Source organism: Sphingopyxis sp., from assembly GCF_965279725.1.
Lineage (GTDB): Bacteria > Pseudomonadota > Alphaproteobacteria > Sphingomonadales > Sphingomonadaceae > Sphingopyxis.
Window position 1 is genome coordinate 1242383 of record NZ_CBDIIL010000003.1, and the last position, 25559, is coordinate 1267941.

17 protein-coding genes are annotated in these 25559 nt (G+C 64.0%); 10 read left to right on the plus strand and 7 right to left on the minus strand.

Annotation, left to right across the window (positions count from 1 at the left end; all coding sequences use genetic code 11):
- Positions 1-185 precede the first annotated feature (185 nt).
- Entirely contained in the window at positions 186-983 is a 798-nt protein-coding gene (locus ACQY6T_RS14945; protein WP_428631991.1) for a hypothetical protein, read from the minus strand.
- Between the two features lie 105 nt (positions 984-1088).
- Entirely contained in the window at positions 1089-2366 is a 1278-nt protein-coding gene (gene purD, locus ACQY6T_RS14950) for a phosphoribosylamine--glycine ligase (protein WP_428631994.1), read from the minus strand.
- Between purD and xseA the strand changes: the two genes are divergently transcribed.
- The 4 genes from xseA to ACQY6T_RS14970 all read left to right on the plus strand — a co-directional run bounded on the left by xseA (position 2365) and on the right by ACQY6T_RS14970 (position 8232).
- Positions 2365-3789, plus strand: a complete 1425-nt coding sequence (xseA, locus tag ACQY6T_RS14955; protein ID WP_428631996.1) for an exodeoxyribonuclease VII large subunit — start codon at positions 2365-2367, stop codon at positions 3787-3789. The two genes, purD and xseA, sit on opposite strands and share 2 nt — an antisense overlap.
- Before the next feature lie 77 nt (positions 3790-3866).
- The gene (locus ACQY6T_RS14960; protein WP_428631999.1) at positions 3867-4079 is read left to right on the plus strand and encodes a DUF2093 domain-containing protein; all 213 of its coding nucleotides are present in this window, start codon (positions 3867-3869) and stop codon (positions 4077-4079) included.
- On the plus strand, positions 4076-5011 hold the full coding sequence (locus tag ACQY6T_RS14965; protein WP_428632000.1) for a M23 family metallopeptidase: 936 nt from the start codon (positions 4076-4078) through the stop codon (positions 5009-5011). Before ACQY6T_RS14960 ends, ACQY6T_RS14965 begins: the two co-directional genes overlap by 4 nt.
- Positions 5012-5277: 266 nt before the next feature.
- The gene (locus tag ACQY6T_RS14970) at positions 5278-8232 is read left to right on the plus strand and encodes a TonB-dependent receptor domain-containing protein (RefSeq protein WP_428632002.1); all 2955 of its coding nucleotides are present in this window, start codon (positions 5278-5280) and stop codon (positions 8230-8232) included.
- On the opposite strand, the gene ACQY6T_RS14975 is transcribed toward ACQY6T_RS14970, so the two are convergent.
- Entirely contained in the window at positions 8229-8642 is a 414-nt protein-coding gene (locus ACQY6T_RS14975; protein ID WP_428632005.1) for a hypothetical protein, read from the minus strand. The two genes, ACQY6T_RS14970 and ACQY6T_RS14975, sit on opposite strands and share 4 nt — an antisense overlap.
- Before the next feature lie 3 nt (positions 8643-8645).
- On the opposite strand from ACQY6T_RS14975, the gene ACQY6T_RS14980 reads away from it, so the two are divergent.
- Together ACQY6T_RS14980 and ACQY6T_RS14985 are read left to right on the plus strand one after the other, a co-directional pair.
- Complete coding sequence (locus ACQY6T_RS14980) at positions 8646-9611, plus strand: aspartyl/asparaginyl beta-hydroxylase domain-containing protein (RefSeq protein WP_428632007.1); 966 nt, start codon at positions 8646-8648, stop codon at positions 9609-9611.
- A gap of 58 nt (positions 9612-9669) precedes the next feature.
- Complete coding sequence (locus ACQY6T_RS14985) at positions 9670-9906, plus strand: hypothetical protein (RefSeq protein ID WP_428632009.1); 237 nt, start codon at positions 9670-9672, stop codon at positions 9904-9906.
- 81 nt (positions 9907-9987) lie between these two features.
- Here ACQY6T_RS14985 and clpB read toward each other — a convergent pair whose 3' ends face one another.
- Both clpB and ACQY6T_RS14995 read right to left on the minus strand, forming a co-directional pair.
- Positions 9988-12567, minus strand: coding sequence for an ATP-dependent chaperone ClpB (gene clpB / locus ACQY6T_RS14990; protein ID WP_428632011.1), 2580 nt, complete (start codon positions 12565-12567; stop codon positions 9988-9990).
- 212 nt (positions 12568-12779) lie between these two features.
- Positions 12780-14354 carry a leucyl aminopeptidase gene (locus ACQY6T_RS14995; RefSeq protein ID WP_428632013.1) on the minus strand — a complete coding sequence of 525 codons (1575 nt, stop codon included), beginning with the start codon at positions 14352-14354 and terminating at the stop codon, positions 12780-12782.
- 151 nt (positions 14355-14505) lie between these two features.
- Between ACQY6T_RS14995 and ACQY6T_RS15000 the strand changes: the two genes are divergently transcribed.
- The 4 genes from ACQY6T_RS15000 (at position 14506) to ACQY6T_RS15015 (ending at position 21353) form a co-directional block, all read left to right on the plus strand.
- Positions 14506-16662 (plus strand): acylase, encoded by a 2157-nt coding sequence (locus tag ACQY6T_RS15000; protein WP_428632015.1) that lies wholly within the window; start codon positions 14506-14508, stop codon positions 16660-16662.
- A gap of 100 nt (positions 16663-16762) precedes the next feature.
- Positions 16763-19648: a M16 family metallopeptidase gene (locus ACQY6T_RS15005; protein ID WP_428632017.1), complete on the plus strand. Its 2886-nt coding sequence runs from the start codon at positions 16763-16765 to the stop codon at positions 19646-19648.
- Positions 19649-19674: 26 nt separating this feature from the next.
- The gene (locus ACQY6T_RS15010) at positions 19675-19974 is read left to right on the plus strand and encodes a hypothetical protein (RefSeq protein WP_428632019.1); all 300 of its coding nucleotides are present in this window, start codon (positions 19675-19677) and stop codon (positions 19972-19974) included.
- Between the two features lie 134 nt (positions 19975-20108).
- Positions 20109-21353, plus strand: coding sequence for a multidrug effflux MFS transporter (locus tag ACQY6T_RS15015; RefSeq protein ID WP_428632021.1), 1245 nt, complete (start codon positions 20109-20111; stop codon positions 21351-21353).
- 304 nt (positions 21354-21657) lie between these two features.
- On the opposite strand, the gene ACQY6T_RS15020 is transcribed toward ACQY6T_RS15015, so the two are convergent.
- Positions 21658-23196 carry an amino acid permease gene (locus tag ACQY6T_RS15020; RefSeq protein WP_428632023.1) on the minus strand — a complete coding sequence of 513 codons (1539 nt, stop codon included), beginning with the start codon at positions 23194-23196 and terminating at the stop codon, positions 21658-21660.
- A 123-nt stretch (positions 23197-23319) separates the two neighbouring features.
- Positions 23320-25365, minus strand: coding sequence for a penicillin-binding protein 1C (gene pbpC / locus ACQY6T_RS15025; protein WP_428632025.1), 2046 nt, complete (start codon positions 25363-25365; stop codon positions 23320-23322).
- Positions 25366-25559: the final 194 nt, after the last annotated feature.

Genomic DNA, 25559 nt, shown 5'->3' on the forward strand with positions numbered 1-25559 from the left:
CGATTGCGAGGAGCGAAGGAACAATGAACCGGAATCGCGACAAACCGTGTCTCCTGTTTCAAGGGCAACTCGCTTCACGACCAGCCTCGCTGCAGGACGGGGGGGGGCTGGCTAAGACAGTCACGGCCACCAGAGATAGTGAAACGGGAAAGTTCGTGCAGCTCGAACGGCGAGTTCGGGACCTGTCAGAGTTCGCCGCCGAGCGCGCCGTACTTCGCCTCGAACCCTGCTTTATCGCCGCGTGCGAGATAGCCCGCCTGATCGACGATATTGTCGCGGGCGATGCGGCCCTGAAAGGCACCGAGCTGCGGGTCGATCGCGGCGACGTCGGCGTCGGTCCAATCGGCGATCTGCTGGAAACGCGTGACGCCGAGGCCGTTCAGCAGGACGACAAGTTTCGGACCGACGCCTTTGATCAGTTGCAGATTGTTGGTTGTCGTAGCGGGCGCGGAGGCCGGGGCGGATGTTGCCGCTGCCAGCTTCTTGGGGGTCGCGGTGGTTTTGGTCGGGGTGGGCGCAGGCTTGACCCTTGCCGCCGGAGCTTTGGGCGCGGCCTTCGCTACGGGCTTTGCGGGGGGTTTCTCCACCGGTTCCTTGACCGCCGCCTTCTTGGCTGCGGGTTTCGCGGCCGTCTTGGGCTTTGCAGCAGCTTTCGGGGCCGCGTTTTTTGGCATCGGAGAAGCTGGCTCGGCCACCGGTGCGGGCGCAGGGGCGGGGGCAGGCGGGGCTTTGGCGATCGGCTGGAGCGGCGGCGGCGCGGGGGCGACGGGTTGGGCCTTGGGCTCGATCGGTTTGAATCGCGCCGGTTCGGCGGCGATGATCTGGGGCTTTACCGGTTCGAGCGGCTTGGCGGGCTTGGCCGGTTCGACGGCAGGCGAGGCAATCTCTGCAGCTTTCGACCGCCCGAAAAACCACCAGAGGAGGAAGACCGCAACGACAAGTCCGACGACTGCGATAATGTAATTTTCCTGTAGCCAGGCCATGATCTTCTCCCAATGTTGCGGGTAGCCTATTCGGCCTTAGCGACTTGGTCGACCTATATTTATTCGTCGTCCCGGCCTTCGCGTGGATGACGAAATGGGGGTAAGCTACTCGGCTTCCCGCGCCACTTCCCGCCAGCCAATATCTCGGCGACAGAAGCCTGTCGTGAAATCGAGCTTGTCGACCGCAGCATAGGCGCGCGCCTGCGCCTCGGTCACCGTGCGGCCCGTCGCTGTGACGTTGAGCACGCGCCCGCCGGTGGCGACGATCTGGTCGTTACTGCGCGCGGTACCTGCGTGGAAAACCCGCACCCCGCCGCTTTCGGCATCACCGATGCCGTGAATCGCGCCGCCCTTTTCGGGCGCTGTCGGGTAGCCGTTGGCGGCCATCACAATGGTCAGAGCATAGTCGCTGGCAAAAGCCGGCGGCGCCGCGCTCGTCAGCGCGCCAGTCGATGCGGCATAAAGCAAAGCGGCGAGGTCGCCCACATAGCGCATCATCAGCACCTGACATTCGGGGTCGCCAAAGCGCGCATTATATTCGATCAGCCTGGGACCCGTATCCGTAAGCATCAGGCCGGCGAACAGCACGCCGACATAGGGCGTCCCTTCGGCGGCGAGCGTTGCCACCGTCGGGCGGATAATGCGGTCCATCACCGCGGCTTCAAGGTCGGCGGTGAGCACCGGCGCGGGGCTGTAGGCACCCATGCCGCCGGTGTTCGGCCCCACATCGCCGTCGCCGACGCGTTTATGGTCCTGCGCGCTGCCAAACGCCATCACGTCGGTGCCGTCGGAAAGGGCGAAGAAGCTCGCCTCCTCGCCGGTCATGAACTCCTCGATCACCACTTCTGCGCCCGCGCCGCCGAACGCGCCGTCGAACATGCCGGCGATGGCCGCTTCGGCTTCGGCCTGCGTTTCGGCGATGATCACGCCCTTGCCTGCGGCGAGGCCGTCCGCCTTGATCACGACAGGAATCGAAAAGCCGCCGAGAACCGCGAGCGCTTCGTCGGCGCTGGTGCAGCGGACATAGGCGGCGGTCGGGATTCCGGCACGGGCGCACAAATCCTTGGTAAAGCCCTTCGACCCTTCCAGTCGCGCTGCCGCCGCTCCGGGGCCGAAGACTGCGATGCCGCGTTCGCGCAACCGGTCGGCTAGCCCCGCGACGAGCGGCGCTTCGGGGCCGACGACGACGAAGTCGATGGCGTGCGCTAGGCAAAAGGCGATGAGGCTATCGAGGTCGTCGGCGGCGATCGCCACGCATTCGGCATAGGCTTCGATCCCCGGATTGCCGGGAGCGGCATAGAGCTTGGCGCAGCTTGGCGATTGTGCCAACTGCCAGCTGAGCGCATGTTCGCGGCCCCCCGATCCGACCAGCAGGATATTCATGGCAGTCCCTTTTCCCGATCCGGCGTCCGACACCGACCCCGCGGCGCGGCTGTTAGCCGAGGCGGCGCCCGGCGACAATGTTCCACCCTTATCGGTTAGCCAATTGTCGGCAGCGATCAAGCGGACGGTCGAGGACGGCTTTGCGCGCGTGCGCGTGCGCGGTGAATTGTCAGGGGCGAAGCGCGCGGCGTCGGGGCACTTCTACGCGGCGCTGAAGGACGATAATGCACTGATCGATATGGTGATGTGGAAGGGGCAGGCGGCGCGCCTCGCCTTTCGCCCCGAGGATGGGATCGAAGTGATCGCGACCGGCAAGCTCACCACCTATCCCGGCCGTTCCAAATATCAGCTGGTCGTCGATACGCTCGAGGTCGCAGGCGAAGGCGCGCTGATGCTGCTGTTCGAGAAGCTGAAGGCGCGTCTCGGCGCCGAGGGACTGTTCGAACCCGAACGCAAGCATCCGCTGCCCTATATGCCGCAGGTGATCGGTGTTGTCACCTCGCCGACCGGCGCGGTGATCCGCGACATCCTTCACCGGCTGGCCGATCGCTGCCCGACCCATGTCATCGTCTGGCCGGTGCTGGTGCAGGGGGACGGCGCGGCGGCGCAGGTCGCCAATGCGATCCGCGGTTTCGACGCGCTGGCGCCGGGCGGGCCGGTACCGCGCCCCGATCTGGTCATTGTCGCCCGTGGTGGCGGTTCGATCGAGGATTTGTGGGCGTTCAACGAGGAAGTCGTCGTGCGGGCGATCGCCGATTGCCGCATCCCGACGATCAGCGCCGTCGGTCATGAGACCGACACGACGCTGGCCGATTATGCCGCCGACCGAAGGGCGCCGACGCCGACGGCGGCGGCCGAGATCGCCGTCCCGGTGCGGGCAGAATTACAGGAACTGCTGGCGAACAGAAGCAGCCGGATCATCGGTGCGGCGAACCGGCATCAGGCGCTGGCGAGCGAACGCCTGACCGCGCTGGCTCGCCATCTGCCGAAACGCGAGGCGCTCTACGCGCCGCAGCGGCAGCGGCTCGACGATAGCGGCGACCGGCTTGATCGCAGCCAGCGCCAGCGCCTCGCGGTCGTTGCCGAGCGGCTGGGGACGCGCAGCGCGGCGCTGCGGCCCGCGCTGCTGGCGCGGCGCTGGGACCGTGATCGCGCTCGGCTGGAGGGTTTGGGGCGGCTGCTCGATAGCCTCGACCCGCGCGCGCTGCTGTCGCGCGGCTATGCGATGGTGCGCGATGCGGGCGGCGCGATCGTTACCACCGCGGACAAGGCGCGGGACGCTGGAGCTATGAAATTGCTGTTCGCCGACGGCGAGGTGCCGGTTCAGGTGCTCGGCGGCGACATCGTTCCGCCCGCGCCGCCACGCCCGGCGCGAAAGCCATCGGCAGCCGCGCCGAAACGGGGGCAGGGTGAGCTCTTCTGACGCAGCCGGGGGGTGGCCGCGCCGCGCTGGGCTGTTATAGTGGTGGCTATGACGCATCCTCGAACGGATCTTGAATCATGCTGATCGCCAGTCGCAATCGCCTTGCCCGCCTGCAATATGGCCCCAACGGATTTCGGGTGCTGTCGCCCGGCGACCATGTGCTGTGCGCGGTGACAAGCGCGCCGATTGGTCTCGATGAGCTCCGGTACTGGTCGGTGGCAAGACAGGAACCCTATGCCACCGCCGCGATTTCGGTGCAGGCCGCACTGGACGCCGCGCGCGGCGCATGATTTTGAGGAAGCAGGATTGGCCGCGCTATGGTGCGGCGATGACGTTGCTGGTCGTGGCCGCCAGTTGCGTCCCGCCGGCCGGTTCGCGCGATATCGCTGCGTCGCCGCAAACGAGCATGCCTGCGCCTGCGCCGGCGCCGGCGCCCGTGCGGCAGCCGACGCTCGTTCTGGGCGAATTCATCCTTCGCGGCAATCCGCAACAAGGGGATGTGCTGCGCGGTGTCGTCCCTGGCCAGACCCGCGCACTGACGCTGGATGGTGCACCCATCTCGGTGACCGGCGATGGTGATTTTCTGATTGCCTTTGACCGCGATGCCGCTGCGCGTGCGCGGCTTGTGGCGACGGTCACCGATGGACGGCAGGTGGTGCGCGATCTCGAGGTTGCGCCTGGCACCTGGCGGATCGAATATATCAACGCGCCGTATCGCGGCGGCGCCTCGAGTGACGCCGACTTCGAGCGCCGCCGCCCCGCCGAACTGGCGCAGATCGCCGCGGCGCGCAACACGCTGGTCGATTCCGGGGGATGGAAGCAACGCTTCCGCTGGCCGGTGACCGGTCGTCTTTCAGGCTTTTTCGGGTCGCAGCGCGTGTATCAGGGCAAGCCCGGGACCTATCACGGCGGCACCGACATCGCGGTGCCCGCGGGAACCCCGTTCGTTGCCCCCGCCGACGGCGTGGTGGTGCTCGCGGCGGCGGCGCCGTTCACGCTCGAGGGTAATCTGCTGATCGTCGATCATGGCATGGGACTGAACAGCGCCTTCCTCCACTGCCAACGGCTCGACGTAAAGGTCGGCGACCGGGTCGTGCAGGGGCAGGTGCTGGGGACGGTCGGACGGACCGGGCGGGCGACGGGGCCGCATATGCACTGGGGGCTGAAATGGCGTGATGCCCGGCTCGATCCTGCCAAGCTGGCCGACCCGATCGGCGGCTAGTACTAGTACACCTCAAGGTAAATTGGTTGCCGCTGAAACAATATGTCGCAGATACTTCGTTGGTGCATATTGTATTTCGCCAGATGCCACGGCTGTTGCAAATACGTCACAATGCTTTCTGAAACGGCTGTTTAGGCCGGAAATTCCCTTTACTCGACCCGAGGTAAGGATCATTCCGCACGCCATCAGAGCGTTTGCGCGTCGGCCGGGTGTCGCCGCGTCAAGGGCTCGGGTAATTCAATCCACCAGTAGCAAGGGACTGCACTGTGAAGAAAACCCAATTTTCCAAGCTGAAGCTAGGCGCTGCGCCGCTCGTACTGAGCGTCGCCCTGGTTTCGGTTCCTGCCTTTGCGCAGGATGCCGCCGACGAAGTCGCCACCGACAGCTCGGAGATTGTCGTGACCGGTACGCTGGTCCGCAACCCGAACCTGCAATCGTCCAGCCCGGTCAACGTGACCTCGGCCGACGAAATCCAGCTTCGCCAGTCGAACGTTGCCGAAGACATTTTGCGCGACGTTCCCGGTGTGGCCGCTAACGTCGGCTCGTCGGTCAACAACGGCAACGGCGGCGCCTCGTTCGTCGATCTTCGCGGCCTTGGCCCGAACCGCAACATCGTGCTGCTCGACAGCCAGCGGATCACGCCGGCCAACCTGAACGGCAACGTCGATCTCAACAACATCCCGCTCGCCCTGGTTGAGCGCGTCGATGTGCTGACCGGTGGTGCGAGCACGACCTACGGCGCCGACGCCGTTTCGGGCGTTGTGAACTTCATCACCAAGCGTGACTTTGCCGGTGTCGACCTTTCGCTCGGCCAGCAACTCACCGAGCGCGGCGACGGCAACATCTTCCGCGCCGACCTCACCATCGGTGCGAATTTCGATGACGGCCGCGGTAATGCCGTTCTCAGCATCGGCTATCAGCAGGCAGACCCTGTGTACTTCGGCGGTGAACGTCCGGGTTCGGATTTGACCATCGATTCGTTCGACGGTTCGGGATCGGGTGCTTCGGGCACCGCATCGCCGTCGCGCTTCTCGATCGTCGATGGCGGCAACCAACAGATTGATCCGGCAACCGGCAACTTGGTCCCGCAATACGCGCTCTTCAACTTCAACCCGTTCAACATCTTCCAGACGCCGTTCGAACGTTACAACATGTTCACCGCGGGTCGGTATGAAGTGAGCGATTCGGTCGAAGTGTTCGCGCGCGGCCTGTTCTCGCAGAATACCGTCAAGACGATCATCGCACCGTCGGGCGCGTTCAGCAGCCCGGTCTTCATTCCGCTCAGCAACCCGTTCATGACGGCTGGCGCGCGCAACACCTTCTGCGCCAATAATGACTTCAATCCCAACGTGGACGGTGTGCAGACGCTGACGGCCGCGCAGTGCGCGGCTGCGGCGACGGCAACCAACCCCAACGATCCCAACTATCGTGAAGTTTCGACCAACCTGGGTCGTCGTCTTGTCGAAGCTGGCGGTCGCGTCAGCAGCTACAAGACGCAGATCTTCGACTTTATGGCGGGTGTGCGCGGGTCGATCACCGACACGCTGAACTATGAAGTTTCGGGCAACTATGGCCAGAGCGAGAATACGCAGACGATCTTCAACTATGTCTCGATCCCGCGCTTGCAACAGGCGCTGCGGTCCACCAACACGACGAGCTGCTTGGATTCGTCGGGCGGCTGCGTTCCCGTCAACGTCTTCGGTGCCTCGGGAAGCATTTCGCCCGACCAGGTGAACTTCCTGCTCGTTCCGGCATCGTCGGGTAACCGCACCTCGCTGGCGCAGGTTCGCGGCTTGGTCTCGGGCGAACTGATGACCTTGTCCGAAGGCGCTGAACCCGTGTCCTTTGCCGTCGGTACTGAGTATCGGAAATATACTGCTGAAGTCTTTGCCGATCAGCTCGCACAGGATCCTGGCGCGCTCGGCGGTGCCGGCGGTGCCACTGTTCCGGTCAAGGGCGGCTATGACGTTCGCGAAGTTTTCGGCGAAATCGTCGCTCCGCTCTTCGCAGGTCTGACGCTCGAAGCCGGCGCTCGCTATTCCGACTATAAGGTCGATGCGCCCGGCAACCCCAAATATAACACCTTCACCTGGAAGGGCGGCGCAACCTGGGAGGCATTTGACGGCCTGAAGCTGCGCGGCAATTATCAGCGCGCGGTGCGTGCGCCGAATATCGGTGAGCTCTTCACGCCGGACGCGGTCGGCCTAGTTAACTTGAGGCGGGATCCCTGCCAGAGCAACGGCACCACGATCCTCGCGACGTCGCTCCTCGGTCAAGTTTGCCGGGCGCAGGGCGCTCCGGTTAACGCGGGCGGCTTCGTCTCCAGGATCGACGCGCCGTCGGCTGGTCAGATCAACGGTTCGTTCAGCTTTTCGACGAACAACAAGCCCGAAAAGGCTGACACTTGGACGGTGGGCGGCATTTTCCAGCCCAGCTTCGTGCCGAAACTGACGCTGTCAGTTGATTATTACAACATCATCATCAACAATGCGCTGTCGACCCCGACGGTCGGGGACATTCTCACGAAATGTTTCGCCAACCTGACGGCAACAAGCGCCACTTCGACGGCTTGCACCTCCATCCAGCGTGACCCGGCAACCGGTGGCCTTGACGGTGATGCGAGCACAACGCCGGGCGTTCCGCAGCCGCTGACCAACAGCGGCCGCTTCGCGACCGACGGTATCGACGTCTCGGCGAGCTGGTCGACCGATCTGAGCGATGACATTGCGCTGTCGCTGAGCTTTGCGGGTAACTACACGCTCAACTCGAAGTTCCGTGCCGAAGCGGGCGGTTTCAATCGTGAATGTACTGGGTATTACAGCATCAACTGTACGTCGGTTGGTTCAATCCTGCCCAAATTCTCGTTCAACCAACGCACCACGCTCGCGTTCGGCGACGTCGATGTTTCGCTTCTGTGGCGCCACATCTCGGGGACGAAGCAGGAACCCTTCGATGCTGACACAACGCAGTTCGGGACGAACGGCCCTGCCTTCCCGGCGTTCCAAAAGGTCAAAGCCTTTAACTGGTTCGATCTGACGACCCGCGCCAGCGTCACCGAGAATTTCGACCTGACGCTTTCGGTCATCAACCTGCTCGACAAGGATCCGCCGACAGTCGGTTCGAACATCGGTTCGACGACCTTCAACAGCGGCAACACCTATCCGTCGACCTATGACGCGCTGGGCCGTCGTTATGCGGTTGGTGCACGGTTGAAGTTCTAGTCGCCGACTTTAATCCAAAAAAAGAAAAGGCGGGCCTTGTGCCCGCCTTTTTTTTTGCCTGAACAGCGGACGTCGGTTATCGCGGCAAGATGAGTATTTCGGATGTCCTGGACTTGGTAACCGCCGCCGCCCAAGCGCGGCGTGAAGGTGACATCGCGCGGGCGGTCGACCATTTGCTCGCGGCCCTTTCGCGCGCGCCCCACGACCCGGCCGTCCTGAACAGCCTGGGGATGATGCGCCTGGACGAGGGCAAATTGGCCGAAGCCTGTGATTATTTCGGGCGGGCGATCGTAGCGGACGCGTCGTCCCCGGACCTGTGGATGAATCTTGCCAAAGCGCACCGGCTCGCAGGCAGTGACGAGCAGGAAGCCAACAGCCTCGATCAGGCACTCGCGATCGATCAGCGCCATTTTATGGCCAATGTACGCCGTGCCGAACTACACGAAAGGCGCGGCGAGACCGCGGGTGCCATGCACCGGTGGTCGGGCGTCATCGCACTGGCGGAGGGCAACGGCCAGGCGAACGCATCGCTCGATCAGATGCTGGCGCATGCGCGTGGCTATATAGGGGGGGTCACCCAAGGTCTCGAAAACAGCCTTTCACCGCGGCTGACGGCGTTTCGTGCCAGCGAAACAAACCCTTTGGCGCGGCGACGCGTCGAAGCCTGTGTCGGCGCTGTGCTCGGTCGGCGTCGCATCTATGTCAACGAATGTCACGGGCTGCATTATCCCTTTTTGCCCGCCGACGAATTTTTCGATCGCAGCCACTTTCCCTGGCTCGAACGGCTTGAGGCGCATACCAATGTCATTCGCGACGAACTGCTGACGCTGTTGGCAACCGACAGCGACCGGTTGGAACCCTATGTCCGCCAGGAACCGGGAACGGCGCAAAACAAATGGACGGCGCTCGACAACTCGCCCGACTGGAGCGTTCGCTTTTTGTGGAAGCATGGGGTGCGCCAGAACGACGCGTGTGCGCGTTGCCCGCAAACGGCAGCCTTGCTCGAAACATTGCCGATGTCGGATATTCCCGGCCGTTCACCGAGCGCCTTTTTCTCGCTTCTGCGTCCGGGCGCACATATCCCGCCGCATACCGGGGTCACGAACGTGCGCGGTATCGTCCATCTGCCCCTTATCATACCCCCGGGGTGTACGTTCCGCGTCGGCGCCGAAACGCGAGTCTGGGAAGAGGGGCAGGCGTTCGTCTTTGACGATACGATCGAGCATGAAGCGTGGAACACCAGCGATGCGCCGCGCGTGGTTTTGATTTTCGATGTCTGGAACCCCCATCTTTGCGAATCCGAGCGGGATATGCTGCGCGGGCTATTCCAGGAAATGATCGATTATGGGCTTGATGAAGGTACCGGTATCGATGATTGATGGACGAGATTGAGGCAATATTGTAGCTTGTTATCTCACCAATAGAGCGAGCTGATCGATGTCGCATTTCCTCATGGCGTTTCTTCTTCTGGGTTCTGGTACCGAGGCAGTGCCGCCGTCGTCACCACCTGCCGAGCCGATGATCTGCAAGAGATTCGACGAAACGGGATCGCTGGCCCGCAAGCGCAAGGTTTGCAAAACCAAGGCGGATTGGGCCAAGTCGACGGCCGAGCTGCAGGACTCGATGAACCGGTTCGTCGAGGAACGTCGCGGTAAGCCGCCCATCAGCCGGTGATGCCGCGGCACGGCCGACTATAAGACACGCGTTCCTCCTCGATCTGACAGCCTCGGTCGTCAGCATGCGAAGGGGCGGTGGCTACGCGGGCTTTAGCGCGAGCGCCCCGTCGCCCTCATCGACCTTGATCGTCGATCCATCCTTCACTTCGCCTTTCAGGATCAGGTCGGCGAGCGGGTCCTGCAGATATTTTTGCACCGCGCGCTTGAGCGGACGGGCCCCGTACACCGGATCATAACCGACCCGGCCGAGCCACGCGCGCGCGGCGTCAGTCAGGTCTAGCGTGACCTTGCGGTCGGCGAGCAGCTTTTGGACCCGCGCGACCTGGATATCGACGATGCCGCCCATATGCTGCTGCGCGAGCCGGTTGAACAAGATGATCTCGTCAAGCCGGTTGAGGAACTCGGGCCGAAAATGCGCGCGCACAACCTCCATCACCGCGGGTTCGGCTTGTTCGACCGGCGCGTCGTCGGGCAGCGCGGCAATCGCCTGGCTTCCCAGGTTCGAGGTCAGGATGATCAGCGTGTTGGTAAAGTCCACCGTGCGCCCCTGCCCGTCGGTTAAGCGCCCGTCGTCGAGCACCTGCAGCAGGATATTGAAGACGTCAGGGTGCGCCTTTTCGACCTCGTCGAACAGCACGACCTGATAGGGACGGCGGCGCACCGCTTCGGTGAGCGTGCCGCCCTCTTCATAACCGACATAGCCCGGGGGCGCCCCGACGAGCCGAGCGACGCTGTGCTTTTCCATGAATTCGGACATGTCGATTCGGACCATCGCATTGTCGTCGTCGAACAGGAATCGCGCGAGCGCTTTCGTCAGCTCGGTCTTCCCGACCCCGGTGGGGCCGAGGAAGAGGAAGCTGCCGAGCGGGCGGTTGGGGTCTTGCAGCCCGGCGCGCGACCGGCGCACCGCGGTCGAGACGGCATGGACGGCATGGTCTTGCCCGATCACCCGCCTGGCGATCGTGCCTTCCATCGCGAGCAGTTTTTCGCGCTCGCCCGCCAGCATCCGGTCGACAGGGATACCGGTCCATTTGCTGACCACCGCGGCGATATCGTCGGCGGTGACTTCCTCACGCAGCATCGCGTTGCCAGCCGCGGCTTCGGCGTCGGCGAGCTGCTTTTCCAGGCCGGGGATCGTGCCGTAAGATAGCTCCCCCGCTTTCGCGAGGTCGCCGGCGCGCTGGGCCTGGTCGAGTTCGGAGCGCGCGGCGTCGAGCGCTTCCTTGATCTTCGCCTCGGCGTGGATCTTGTCTTTCTCGGCCTTCCATTTCTGGGTAATCTCGGCAGACTGCTGTTCGAGATTGGCGAGGTCGGCTTGCAAGGTCTTCAGCCGGTCTTTCGACGCCGCGTCGGTCTCCTTCGACAGCGCCGATTCCTCGATCTTCATCTGGATGATGCGGCGGTCGAGCGTCTCGATCTCCTCGGGCTTCGATTCGACCTCCATGCGGATGCGGCTCGCGGCCTCGTCCATCAGGTCGATTGCCTTGTCGGGCAGAAAGCGGTCGGAAATATAGCGGTTCGATAGCGTCGCCGCGGCGACGATCGCGGCGTCGGTGATCCGGACGCCGTGATGCAGCTCGTATTTTTCCTTCAGCCCGCGCAGGATGGAGATCGAATCCTCGACCGTCGGTTCGCCGACGAATACTGGCTGGAAGCGCCGCTGCAGCGCCGGGTCTTTTTCGACATGCTTGCGATATTCGTCGAGCGTCGTCGCGCCGATGCAATGGAGTTCGCCGCGCGCGAGCGCGGGCTTGAGCAGGTTCGACGCGTCCATGGCGCCCTCACCCTTGCCCGCGCCGACGAGTGTATGCATCTCGTCGATGAACAGGATGATCTCGCCCTCGGCCGCCTTCACATCGTCAAGGACGCCTTTCAGCCGCTCTTCGAACTCGCCCCGATATTTGGCGCCCGCGATCAGCGATCCCATGTCGAGCGACAGCAGGCGGCGATCCTTCAAACTGTCGGGAACGTCGCCGTTGACGATGCGCAGCGCCAGCCCTTCGGCGATCGCGGTCTTGCCGACGCCGGGTTCGCCGATCAGCACCGGGTTGTTCTTGGTGCGGCGCGCGAGAATCTGGATCGTGCGGCGGATTTCCTCGTCGCGGCCGATGACCGGATCGAGCTTGCCCGCCCGCGCGACGTCGGTGAGGTCGCGCGCGAATTTTTTGAGCGCGTCATAGCGGTCTTCGCTGCTGGCGGTGTCGGCGGCGCGGCCGCCGCGCAGGTCGTTGATCGCGCTGTTGAGCGCATCGGCTGTTACGCCCCCATCAGCGAAGGCTTTGCCGACTGGCGTCGTGGCCGAAAGCACCATCGCCAGCAACAGCCGCTCGACGGTGACATAACCATCGCCTGCCTTGGTCGCGACCTGTTCGGCCTGATCGAGCAGGCGCACCGCGTCATTGTCGAGCCCCGGCGTTTGCTGTGCCCCCGATCCTGACACGGCAGGAACCTTGGCGAGCAGCGCATCGATACCAGCTACCGCGCGCGGCGCGTCGCCGCCGCTCTTCGCGATCAAACCCGCCGCCATGCCTTCGCTGTCTTCGAGCAGCGCCTTGGCGATATGTTCGGGCGCAATCCGCTGATGGTTCATGCGGATCGCGATCGTCTGCGCGGCCTGCAAAAAGCCCTTGGCGCGGTCGGTAAATTTCTCGAGGTTCATCTAGGAAAGCCCCTTTCTTGTCCGGCAAGATAGTGTTGCCATTTGGCAACACAAGGGGTGTCTGCCCCGTTGCCGTTCGCATCGAGCGAAGTCGAGATGCCCGTCGGCCGCACGCGCCTTCAGGGTGTCTCGACTTCGACCAAAGGTCGAAGTTTATCCTGAGCGCCTGCCAAGGCAGTCGAAGGGCTCGACACGAACCGAAAACAGAGCGACTACTCCCCGCTGCGTGCCAGCTGATCGAGCAGCCGCACGCCAAAACCCGTCATCCCCTTCGGAACCAGCGACGACGCCTTGTCGGCCTGGTTCACCCCGGCGATGTCGAGATGCGCCCAGGGTGTCGCTTCGTCGACGAAATAGCCGATGACATGCGCGCCGATGCTGGCGCCGGGACCCTGGCTCGGCGCGATGTTGCGGATGTCGGCGATGTCCGACTTGATCTTTTCGGCGTAATTTTTGTGCAGCGGCATCCGCCACAATTCCTCGCCGCTGGTAGTGCCGGCGGCGAGCAGCGCGGCGGCAAGCTTTTCGTCGCGCGCGAACAGCCCGGCATATTGATTGTCGAGCGCGCCGACAATCGCGCCGGTCAGCGTGGCGATGTTGACGATCGCGCGCGGCTTGTACGCCTGCGCCACATATTCATTGGCGTCGGCGAGCACGAGGCGGCCTTCGGCGTCGCTGTTGAGCATCTCGATCGTCTTGCCCGACATGGTGCGGGTGACGTCGCCGGGGCGCTGGGCGTTGCCGTCGGGCATATTTTCGGCGAGCGCGGCGACCGCGACGATATGCACCGGCGCACGCGATTTGGCGAGCGACAGCGCAGCGCCCATGGCCGACGCGGCGCCCGACATATCGCCCTTCATGTCCCACATGCCTGCACCGGGTTTCAGCGAAATGCCGCCCGAATCGAAGGTGATGCCCTTACCCACAAACGCCATCGGCGCGGCGGGCGCGTTCGCGCCGCGATAGCGCACGAGCATCAACCGCGACCCGCGCGGGCTGCCCTGGCCGACACCGACGAGCGTCCCCATGCCCAGCTTGCGCATTGCGGCTTCGTCGAGCACCTCGATGCTGACCCCAGATGTTCCTGCGAAGGCCTCGCGTACCCGGGCGACAAAGCTTTCGGGATAGATGACGTTCGCAGGCTCGTTGGCGAGGTCGCGCGATAGGCGGACACCATCGGCGAGCGGTTTCCAGCGTGAGGTGTAGGCGGCCTGAGCGCTAGCCGGATTGGCGCCGACAACGGTCACCGCGCGCGTCGGTGGTGCCTTTTTATCGACGGTCTTGTACCGGTCGAAACGATATTGGCCGAGCGCGAAGCCATAAGCGACGTCGGCCGCCGCCGCGTCGCCGAACGCCCCGGCGATGGTCACCGGCTGTGCTTCGCTCTTCAGCTCTTGCGCCGCCTTTCCGCCCGCTTCGGCGAGGGCAAGAGACGTAGGCGTGGTGCCGGTGCCGACGAGCAGGATGCGCGCATGCGCGCCGATACCGCGTAGCGACAGCGTCGATCCCGCCTTGCCTTCGAAGTCCGCCGCCGCGATCGCGGCGGTGACGGCCTGACGTTCGCTAGCGTTCAATGCGATGCCGTCGAGCGGCGGGAGCGTCGCATCGGTCATCAACACGACAAGCGCGGCCCCGGCGGGCGCGCTGGCGGCAAAACCGATCGTCCGCTCCGCGCTGTTGGTCGCCGTTGCGGGAACCACCCCCGACCCCGACACGGTTTGCGCGGATGTGGATGGCGAAAGCGTGAACGACAGGCAGGCGGCGAGAAGCAAGCTTTTGGTACGCATGTGAATATTCCCCGATGGCAAATCTGTTACCCTGCATAACCGGGCGGCAGCGTATCGCAAATTCGGCTCGACGAACGACAGGTGCTTGCCATCGGACGACATGGCCGCCACACACGGTCGCGCGGGGGCAGGGACGTAAAAAGGACCAGAGATGCTGCGACGGATTTTGCTGGGGTTTCTGCTGTTGCTGGTTGTCACCGCGGTCTCGCTGGCATTCTGGGAGCCACTCACCGCTGAGGCGCCCGCTGCACCCGCTTTCAAACCCGTCGACGTGCGAATCGCGCGCGACAAGTTCGGGGTGCCGCACATCTTTGGCAAGACCGACGCCGACGTCGCTTATGGCGTGGCTTATGCCCATGCCGAGGATGATTTTTCGACGCTGCAGGAAGTCGTCGCGATGACGCGCGGCCGCGCCGGGGCGATGCTGGGCGAAGATGGCGCCAAGATCGACTATGCCGAGGCATTGCTCGATGTGCGCGCGACGACGGCGCGCGACTGGCCGCGGTTGCCCGCTGATGTGAAGGCGCTGTTCACTGCTTATGCCGCCGGGCTCAACCATTATGCCGACAAGCATCCCGATGAGGTGCGCCTGTCGGGGCTGTTTCCGGTGACTGGTGAAGATGTCGTCGCGGGTTTCATCCTGCGCTCGCCCTTTTTCTTCGGGCTCGATTCGGTGCTGGGCAAGCTGGTCGAGGGCAAGGAACAATATCGCGAAGGCGGCCCGGCGCTCGACGCGACGGGCAAGATCATTCCGCGCGCCGATACCCCGCTCGGCAGCGATCCGGCGTCGAACGGGTCGAACGGCATGGCGGTGGCGCCTTCGCGGTCGACCGATGGCGCGACGCGGCTCGTGTCCAACTCGCACCAGCCGTGGACCGGCGGCGTCGCCTGGTACGAACTGGTCGTCCATTCGCAAGAGGGCTGGGATTTTGCGGGGGCGAACTTTCCCGGATCACCCTATCCCTTCCTCGGGCATAATAAATATCTGGGCTGGACCAACACCGTCAACCGGCCCGACCTGATCGACGTGTACAAGCTGACGCTCGACGACACCGGCGAGAAATATCGCTTCGACGGCGAGTGGCGCCCGCTTGAGGAAAAGCGCGTGTGGCTGAAGGTCAAGTTCGGTCCGTTCGTGCTGCCGATACCGCGCACCATCTATCGGTCGGTCCATGGCCCGGTGGTGAAGAACGATAAGGGCGCGTTCGCGATCCGCTACGCCGGGATCGACCAGGCGAATATGGTCACCCAATATTATCGGTTGAACAAGGCGAAGAGCTTCGCCGAATGGCGCGGCGCGATGGCGGGACAGGGCGTGCCCGCGACCAATTTCATCTATGCCGATGCCAAGGGCAATATCGGGATGTTCTATAACGCGATGTTCCCCGACCGTCAGCCGGGGTTCAACTGGCGCGGGGTGCTGCCCGGCGACACCTCGGCCGATCTGTGGACGAAGACGCTGCCGTTCGACCGGGTGCCCGCGCTGGTCAATCCGCGATCGGGCTATCTGATGAACGCCAACAACACGCCGTGGGTCGCGGCGGGACCGGGCGACGAGCTCGACGCCGCCGCCTTCTCGCCATTGCTCGGGGTCGAAGACGACATCACCAACCGCTCGACACGGCTGATCGAATTGTTCGAGGCGTCGGGGCAGATCGACGAGGCGCGGCTGAAGGCGATCAAATATGACACCAGCTATGCAAAATCGGGTTATGCAAAAGTCTGGATGGACCGGCTGCTCGCGCTCGACGTCAAGGACGATCCGGCGCTGGTCCAGGCGCAGAACCTGCTGCGCCGCTGGGACTGGAACCTCGACGGCAAAGGGAAGGGCGATGCGCTGGCACTGATGGTGCTTCGCCCCGCGAACGGCAGCCATTATCAGCGCCGCGCCGACCCCGACCCGCGCACGGTGCTGAAAGAAACGGTGACCCATCTGCAAAAGCACTTCGGTGGCCTCGATCCCAAGCTCGGCACGGTGCTGCGGCTGCGTCACGGCGAAGGTGCCTATCGGATCGATCTGCCGCTCGACGGCGGCAACGATACGGTGCGCGCCTCGACGCTGTGGGATGCCGAACCCGACGGCCGGTTGAAGGTGCGCCACGGCGACAGCTTCGTCATGTTCGTGACGTGGGACAAGCAGGGTCAGGTCCGGTCGGAATCGATCCAGCCATTCGGTTCGGCGACGACACGGCCCGCAAGCCCGCACTATAATGATCAGGCGCCTTTATTCGTGCGTCACCAGCTCAAACCGGTGCTGTTCGATCCGGCGGCACTGAAAGCCAGCGGGGCGCGCTTCTATCGGCCTTGAAAGCCGAAGATTGCCGTCCTAAACCGTTGACACAGTGCCGTCCGGCACGCGGTCGCGCGCAGGTGCACCACGCCTGCGTCCGTAATCCAAGAGGATGTCCATGCCCCGTTTCCATCGTTTCGCCCTTGCTTTGGCGGTTACCACTTCGCTTGTTGCTGCCGGTCCCGTGCTGGCGAAGACCAAGCAAGCCGCCCCGGCGCCCATCGCCGATCTGGTGAAGGCGGTCGATATTCCTTACGAAGCCTTCACGCTCGACAACGGCCTGCGCGTGATCGTGCATGAGGATCGCAAAGCTCCCGTCGTAGCGGTGTCGGTGTGGTACCGCGTCGGGTCGAAGCATGAGCCCAAGGGCAAAACCGGTTTTGCCCATCTGTTCGAACATCTGATGTTCAACGGGTCGGAAAATTCCCCCGGCGACTTTTTCGAGCCGCTGCAACAAGTCGGCGCGACCGACAGCAACGGGACGACCAACGTCGACCGCACCAATTATTTCGAGACCGTGCCGACCGGTGCGCTGGACCGCGCACTGTTCCTCGAAAGCGACCGCATGGGGCATCTGCTCGGCGCGGTGACGCAGGAAAAGCTCGATAACCAGCGCGGCGTCGTCCAGAATGAAAAGCGCCAGGGCGACAACAATCCCTATGGTCTGCTGCGCTACGAGATTTTCGAGAATCTCTTCCCGACCGGCCACCCCTATCATCACAGCACGATCGGTTCGATGGGCGACCTCAATACGGCGAGCCTGGACGATGTGAAGAAGTGGTTCAGCGACAATTACGGTCCGAACAATGCGGTGTTGGTGCTCGCGGGCGATGTCGATGTCGCGACCGCGAAGACGAAGGTACAGCAATGGTTTGGTGACATCCCGCGGGGTCCCGCGATCACCGCACCCAAGGTGTCGGTGCCGACGCTGCCCGCGCCGCTGGCGAAAGAGGTCAAGGACCTCGTGCCGACAACCCGCATCTATCGCATGTGGTCAATCCCCGGCTTGAACGACGCCGACGCGGTGCCGTTGCAGATGGCGATGGCGGTGCTCGGCGGCCTGTCGTCGTCGCGGCTCGACAATGCGTTGGTCCGCAAGGATCCGGTCGCGGTCAGCGTCGCCGCTTTTGCGCAGTCGTTCGAAGACGCCGGCATCCTGCTGATCCAGGCCGACGTCAAGGACGGGGTCGACCCAGCGCTGGTCGGCAAGCGGCTCGATGAAGAGATCGCCGCTTTCGTGGCGAGCGGCCCCACCGCCGACGAACTGCAACGATCAGCTGCCAGCTATCTGGCGGGTGCGATTTCGGGTCTCGAATCGGTCGGCGGCTTTGGGGGCAAGGCGGTCGCACTGGCCGAGGGCGCGCTCTATTCGAACGATCCCGGCTATTACAAGGTCGAGCTCGACCGGATGGCCAAGGCCACCCCCGAACAGGTCAAGGCGGTCGCCAATAAATGGCTGTCGCGGCCCGCCTTTTCGCTAACCTACACCCCGGGCGAACGCACCGAGGGTGGCGAAAATCGCGGCGGCGCGGTGACCGCCGGCAAGATGACCGAAGCGGTGGCGCCCGACCGCTACTGGAACCCGGCGCTCGGCGATATCGGCCCCGATACCGGAATCGGCGCCGCCGCGTCGATCGCTGACCGGTCGCAATTGCCCGCGGTCGCCGACCTAACCGCGCTCGATTTCCCCGCGATTGAGCGTACCAAGCTGAAAAACGGGATCGAGGTCATTTTCGCGCGCCGTACAACGGTGCCGACGGTCAATGTCGCGGTCAGCTTCGACGCGGGCTATGCCGCCGATCCGCACAGCGCGCTCGGTACGCAGTCGCTGATGCTCAGCCTGATGGATGAAGGCACCACCAGCCTCGATTCGATTGCCTTTGCCGAGGCGAAGGAACGGCTGGGCGCGCAGATCGATGGATCCGCGAACGCCGACGAGACGGTGTTCAGCCTGTTTGCGCTGAAACCCAATCTCAGCGCCTCGCTGGGTTTGCTTGCCGACTATATCCGCAATCCTGCCTTCGATGCCAAGGAACTGGAGCGCGTCCGCGCGCAGCAGCTCAATCGGCTGAAGGCCGAACTCAACAACCCGAACGCGATCGCCTCGCGCCTGATGACCCCCGTGCTGTACGGCGCCGACCATCCCTATGGCATCCCGCCGTCGGGTCTGGGCAATGCGGCGTCGGTGACGGCGGCGACGCAGGGTCAGCTCGCCGCGTTTCATTCGGCGTGGATACGTCCCGATAACGCCAGCATTTTTGTCGTCGGCGACACCACGCTGGCCGAGGTGAAGAAGCAGCTCGACGCGACGCTGGGTCAGTGGAAAGCGCCGAAGACGGCGAAACCGGTCAAGAATTTCGACATCGCGATCCCGGCTCCGAAGCCCCGCATCCTGCTGTTCGACCGGCCCAAATCGCCGCAGTCGGTGATCATGGCGGGCAAGGTGATCGACGCCAAGGGCGGTGACGAGCTGGAGGTGCTGCGCTCGGCCAATGATATTTTCGGGGGCAATTTCCTGTCGCGCTTCAACACCAATTTGCGCGAGACCAAGGGCTGGTCCTATGGTGTGCGCAGCCGTATTTCGGGCGACAAGGACCGGCTGAACTGGGTCGCGGTGGCGCCGGTGCAGGCCGACCGCACGGGCGATTCGATCAAGGAATTGCAAATCGATCTGAAAAGTTTCCTTGGCGACAAGGGGGTGACGAAGGACGAGCTGGAGCGGACGATCAACGGCAGCGTTCGCGAACTGCCGGGCAGCTTTGAAACGTCGGGCGACGTGCTCGGCGGGCTCCGGCAGATCGTCAAGTTCGGCCGCCCCGACAATTATTACGAGACGCTGCCCGCGACCTATGAAGCGATGACGGCCGCCGAAATTGACGCTGCGGCGCGTAAAGTGCTCAGCACCGACGATCTTGTCTATGTCATCGTCGGGGATGCCGCGGTCGTAAAACCGCAGCTTGACGGATTGGGTTTGCCGGTGGAAACGGTGACCCTCAATAACTAACACAAGTTTCAGTAAGGAGAGCTTCGATGTCTGTAGATGGCAGCTATGATTGCATTACCAAATCGCCGATGGGCGACCAGAAGTCGGTGTTCACCGTGACCAGCGATGGCGGCAGCTTCAGCGGCCAGAACGCCGGTGCCATGGGATCGCTCGACGTCGAGAACGGCAAGGTCGATGGTAACAAACTGACCTGGACGATGAACATGAAGGTGCCGATGCCAATGGCGCTCGAATGCGAAGCGACGATCGACGGCGACGCACTGACCGGCACGATCAAGGCCGGTGCATTCGGTTCGATGGCGATGACCGGTACCCGCCAGGGCTGAGTCGCCACGATCGTCATAGCGAAGGGCCGCCTCCTCCCGCTTCTCGGGCGGGGGCGGCCCTTTTGCTTTGCATAGCAATGCTCTTTGCCTTGGGGGCTGTTCAAAGCAGTGGCTTGGGGGCATAGGCTGCTGCAATGCACAAACCGGCCCAGTCCCCCCAGCGGAGCCTGCCGGGCGACCGCGAAATGGTGTTCATGATGGCGATGGTCATGGCGCTCAATGCGCTCGCTATCGACGCGATGTTGCCCGCGCTACCCGCCATCGGCGATGCGCTGGGCGTGCACGTGGCGAACAACCGGCAATATGTCATTTCGACCTATCTACTCGGCACCGCGCTTGGTTCCCTCGTCTATGGACCGCTCGCCGATCGTTTCGGACGCAAGGGCGTGCTCGTCCCGGCTCTGGTCGCTTATACTGTCTTTTCCATCGGTTGCGGGCTGGCGACAAGTTTTCCGATGCTGCTCGCGCTGCGTTTCGGCCATGGCATGGTCAGCGCGGCGCTCGGTGTCATCGTGGTGGCGGTGATCCGTGACCTGTTTTCCGGCGACGCGATGGCGAAGCGGCTGTCGCTGATCTTCCTGGTATTCATGATCGTTCCTATCATAGCGCCGACGATTGGCGCGGGGGTCGCGGCTATCGCCGGCTGGCGCTGGATATTCCTCGTGCTCGCGGTGATGGGGGTCGTGATGATCCTGTGGCTGCGCCGCCTGCCCGAAACGCTTGATCCCGCCGATGTCCGACCGCTGGACTGGCGGACGATGGTGGGCGGCTGGGCGACGGTGACGCGACATCGACGCGCCGCGGGCTATATGATCGCGTCGGGCATGATGCAGGGTGCCCTGTTCGGCTATCTCAACAGCAGCGAGCAGATCATCGCCGAGGTGTTCGGCGCGCAGACGCTGTTCCCGCTGATTTTCGCCTGTGTGGCGATCGGGATCGCGATCGCCAATTTCTCCAACGCGGCGATCGTCGAACGCTTCGGCGCGCGGCGCGTGTCGCAGGCGGCGGTCTTCGCTTTCATGGCGACCTCGATCCTGCAGATCGTCGCGGCGCTGAGCGGCGTCGAGACGCTGTGGATGTTTACCGCGTTGATGATGGTCAACGTTGGCTTGGTTGGCTTCATCGGCAGCAACTTCGGCTCGATCGCGATGGAGGATTTCGGTCATATGGCCGGGGTCGCCTCGTCGTACCAAAGCTTTGCCAAAACCTTGCTCGCGGCGACCGTAGGCGCGACGATCGGTCAGCAATATGACGGATCGACGCTGCCGCTGGCCTACGCCTTCCTGATCAGCGCCGTCGTGGGGCTGGCGCTGGTCTTTTGGGCCGAGCGCGGCAAGCTGTTCACCCGGCCGGGAACCGCGCCGAAAAGTCCGTTCTGACGGCTGTGTCGGTTTGCGGCTGCCGAACGGCGGCTAACAGCCCGTTAAACTTCGTCATGCTGAACTTGTTTCAGCATCCACGGCCCAAGCTCTGATCAAACGCTGCGTCGAAGGAAGCGGCAGACCATGGACCCTGACAAGTTCAGGGTGACGAGGATTGAGATGCCCACGTCCGGTCGGTTTTGAATGTTCCTCTTCTAGGGTGGGGTGTCCGCAAATCGGTCGAAATCCGCCGCACTCTCCGGCCGCGACTTGCCAAAAGAAAGGGGGCCGAAGCCCCCTTTCCCTTTGATCGTTCGAACCGTCAGTTGAACGACGGTGCCGGCGGGACCGGCGGCGGCGGGGCATCGGCATCGTCTTCATGCACTTCGATATGCCCTTGGCCCACATGGCTGCGCGAGCGGCTGTAGGCGAAGTAGACAACCAGGCCGATGGCGGCCCAGATCAGGAAGAGATTGATGCTCTTCTGGTCGAGGTTGTAGAAAAGATAGGCGCAACCGAGGATCGCGATCGGCGCCGTAATATTGACCAGTGGGGTCCGGAACGGGCGATGGCGGGTCGGGTCGGTCTTGCGAATGACCATCACCGCGATCGACACGGCGGCAAAGGCGAACAATGTTCCCGAGTTCGAGATGTTCGCCAGCTGCCCGACAGGGAAGAAGGCGGCGAACAGCGCGACCGCGATGCCGGTGATGATCGTGATCACGTGCGGCGTGTTGAACTTCGGGTGGATCTTCGAGAAGGCTTTCGGCAGCAGGCCGTCGCGGCTCATGACGAAGAAGATGCGGGTCTGGCCGAACATCATCATCAGGATGACCGACGGCAGCGCGAGACCGGCGGCGAGGCCGATCAGATTGCCGACCTGCGGCCAACCGATTTCACGCATCGTCCAGGCGAGGGCTTCCTTCGAGCAGACCACGGCCTGATCGCCAATCGCGCTACAGGCGGCGGCGAGTTCGCGGCTGCCGGGTTCGAGCGCATGTTTGGCGGCGGCATCGATACCAACCGGCTGCGCGCCGACCGAGCCGATGACGCCAGCGGCGACGAGCAGGTAGAAGATGGTGCAGATGGCAAGGCTGCCGATCAGGCCGATCGGCATGTTACGCTGCGGATTTTTGGTTTCCTCGGCCGCGGTCGAAACCGCGTCAAAACCGACATAGGCGAAGAAGATCGATGCGGCAGCCGCGCCGATACCGGCAAAGCCGAGCGGTGCGAACGGCTCGAAATTCTCCATGTTCATCACCGGAACGGCGAGGACGATGAAGAGCGTCAACGCGGCGACCTTGATGACGACGAGAAACGCGTTGATCGTTGCGGATTCGCGTGTGCCGATGACGAGGAGCATGGTGACCAGCCCGGCGATGAACATCGCCGGCAAGTTGATCAAGCCGCCGTCGAACGGCCCGAGCACGAATTTCGCCGGTATATCTATGCCGAAACTATGCTCGATCAAACCCACGACATAGCCCGACCAGCCGACCGAAACGGCGCCCGCGGCGACGGCATATTCGAGGATCAGCGCCCAGCCGACCATCCACGCGATCAGTTCGCCCATAACGGCATAGCTATAGGTGTAAGCCGAACCCGACACGGGGACCATCGAGGCCATTTCGGCGTAGCAGAGCGCGGCAAAGGCGCAGACGAAACCGGCGATGATGAAGCTGACCATCATGCCGGGGCCTGCTTTTTGCGCGGCTTCGGCGGTCAGCACGAAAATTCCGGTCCCGATCACGGCGCCGATACCCAGCATTGTCAGCTGGAAAGCCCCGAGCGTGCGCGTAAGCGACTTTTTTTCCGCTGTCGCCAAAATGGCATCCAACGACTTTACGCGGTCAAATAGCATAATCTTCCCCTTGGCAGCGGCTGAACTGCCGCCCGTCTCATGGCGGGGCAGACTAGCCGCTCCGCGCGTCAGCGCAACTTAATTTCAGGGGGGCGACCCGCATTTGATAGGGATTAATGCGGCTTACCGTACGGTAAAGCGCACCCGGTCGATCATCCGCCCGCCCGGATCGACGAGCGCCAGCATATGGCTGCCCGGCCGCGGCAAGATCTGTTGCCCCGCGTCGGCGTCGCCGAGCGGTTTCTTGTCGAGGATCAAGCGATAGCCGGCGACCGAACCGCTGACGGTCACCGCCAGCCGCTGGCGGTCGATCGGGATGTCGGGGTCGAGCGCATAGACGCTGCCGCTGATCGGGCTGGTTATGCGCGGGCGGCGCGCGGCTTGGGGCGCTGCCGCCATTTCGGTCTGCGCCGTGCCGCGGAGGAAATATTCGCGGCGCGGCGGTTCGCGGGTGCCGGGGAGGGCGATCTGCCGCGCTTCGACGCCGTCGGGCATCGTCGGCGGCTTGCCGGGGTTGCCCGCGTGGAGCGCGAGCATGACGTCGCGCCACACGGGTGCGGCGCCCGAGGTGCCCGAGACGGCGCGCATCGAATCGCCCTCGAGATTGCCGACCCACACCGCGACGGTGAAGCGATCGGACCAGCCGATGCACCAATTGTCGCGCATGCCTTTCGACGTGCCGGTCTTGGCGGCGGCCCAGAAGGGGAGGCGGAGCGCGCTGTCGGCGCCGAAGGCGTCGGTGCGGGCGGAGGCATCGGCGAGGATGTCGCCGACGATGAAGGCGGCGGCGGGGTTGACGATGGTACGCGGCGGATGTTGGCGAAGGTGCCGCGTAGCGATGTAGGTGACAGGTGACCAATTCCCCATATTTGCCAATGTTCTGAAGGCGTTAGCTTGTTCGACGAGCGAAACTTCGGCGGAGCCAAGGGCAAGGCTGAAGCCGTAATATTCGCCGTCCTCGACAAGGCCGTGATAGCCGAGCGCCCAGAGGCGGTCGCGGAATTGCTGGACATCGTCGATAAGGAGGGTGCGGACGGCGGGAACGTTGAGCGAGGAGGCGAGCGCATGGCGGACGCTGACCGGCCCTTTGAAGCTGTGGTCGTAGTTTTTGGGGACATAGAGGCCCGAGGCGGTGTCGAGCTGGACCGGGCTGTCGTCGAGGATCGAGGCGGCGGTGAGCCAGCCATGCTCGATCACCTGCGCATAAAGATGCGGCTTGAGCGTCGATCCGGCCTGCCGCCGCGCATTGGCGCCGTCGACCGACGCGGCGGTCGATTTGAGGCCGACGCCGCCGACATAGGCGAGCACCTCGCCGGTGGCATTGTCGAGCACGACGACCGCGCCGTCGCGGACGCGATCGGAGCCGAGTCCGGCGAGCTGGCGGCGTAGCGCGACGATCGCCGCGGTCTGGATGCGGCGGTCGATGGTGGTGGTGACGCGCTTGCCGGGTTTGTCGAGCAGGCGGACCGCGAGGTGCGGCGCGAGCGCGGGGTCGAGCTGTGCGGTGCGGTCGCCCGAGACGAGCGTTGCGGCGGCGGCGCGGATCGCGGTGCAGTCTTTGGCTTGCGCTACCCGGCAGGCACGGCGGCCGAGCGCTTCGGCGCCCGCGGCGGGGTTGGGGAGCAGCCCGGCGAACAGCGCGGCGTCGCTGCGGGTCATGTCGGCGGGTCGTTTGCCGAAGAGCGCGCGCGACCCGGCGCCGATTCCCTGTGCTTCGCCGCGCAATGGCACGAGGTTGAAATAGGCCTCGAGCATTTCGTTATGCGACCAGTTTGCTGCGAGGGCTTGTCCGGCGCGCATCTGGCGCAGCTTGGTTCGCCAGTCGCGCTTGCCGGGCTGCGCGAGGCTGGGGTCGAGAAAAGCGGCGAGTTGCATCGCGAGCGTCGAAGCGCCGCGCGAGCGGTCGCCGGTCCCCCCCATTATCGGCAGGCGCGCGCGGGCCGCGCTGGCGACCGCGAGCCAGTCGACACCCCCGTGCGACCAGAAGCGGCGATCCTCGCTTTGCACGACGGCGGTGCGGACGGCGGGGCTGATGTCCTTCAGCGGCACCCAGGCGAGGCGGCGGCGTTCGAAATTGACGCGCTCGCTGTCGAGCAACTGGCCGTCGCGGTCGTAGAGCCAGGCTTCGCTGGGCTGCCAGTCGGCGCGGACGGCGGCGAAGGCGGGCATGGGAGGCGGGCGGGTGAGGAGATGCGCGGCAGTGGTGAGGATGAGCAGGGCGAGGGCGAGCCACGCGAGGGCGTCGCGCCAGCGGCGTTTGCGGGCGATTGCAATCCTTTTGTCGAGCGTCGGATTGATGTTGGCTACTCACATAAGCCCCTCCCCTTCAGGGGAGGGGTTGGGGTGGGGGCTATCGGCGTGGT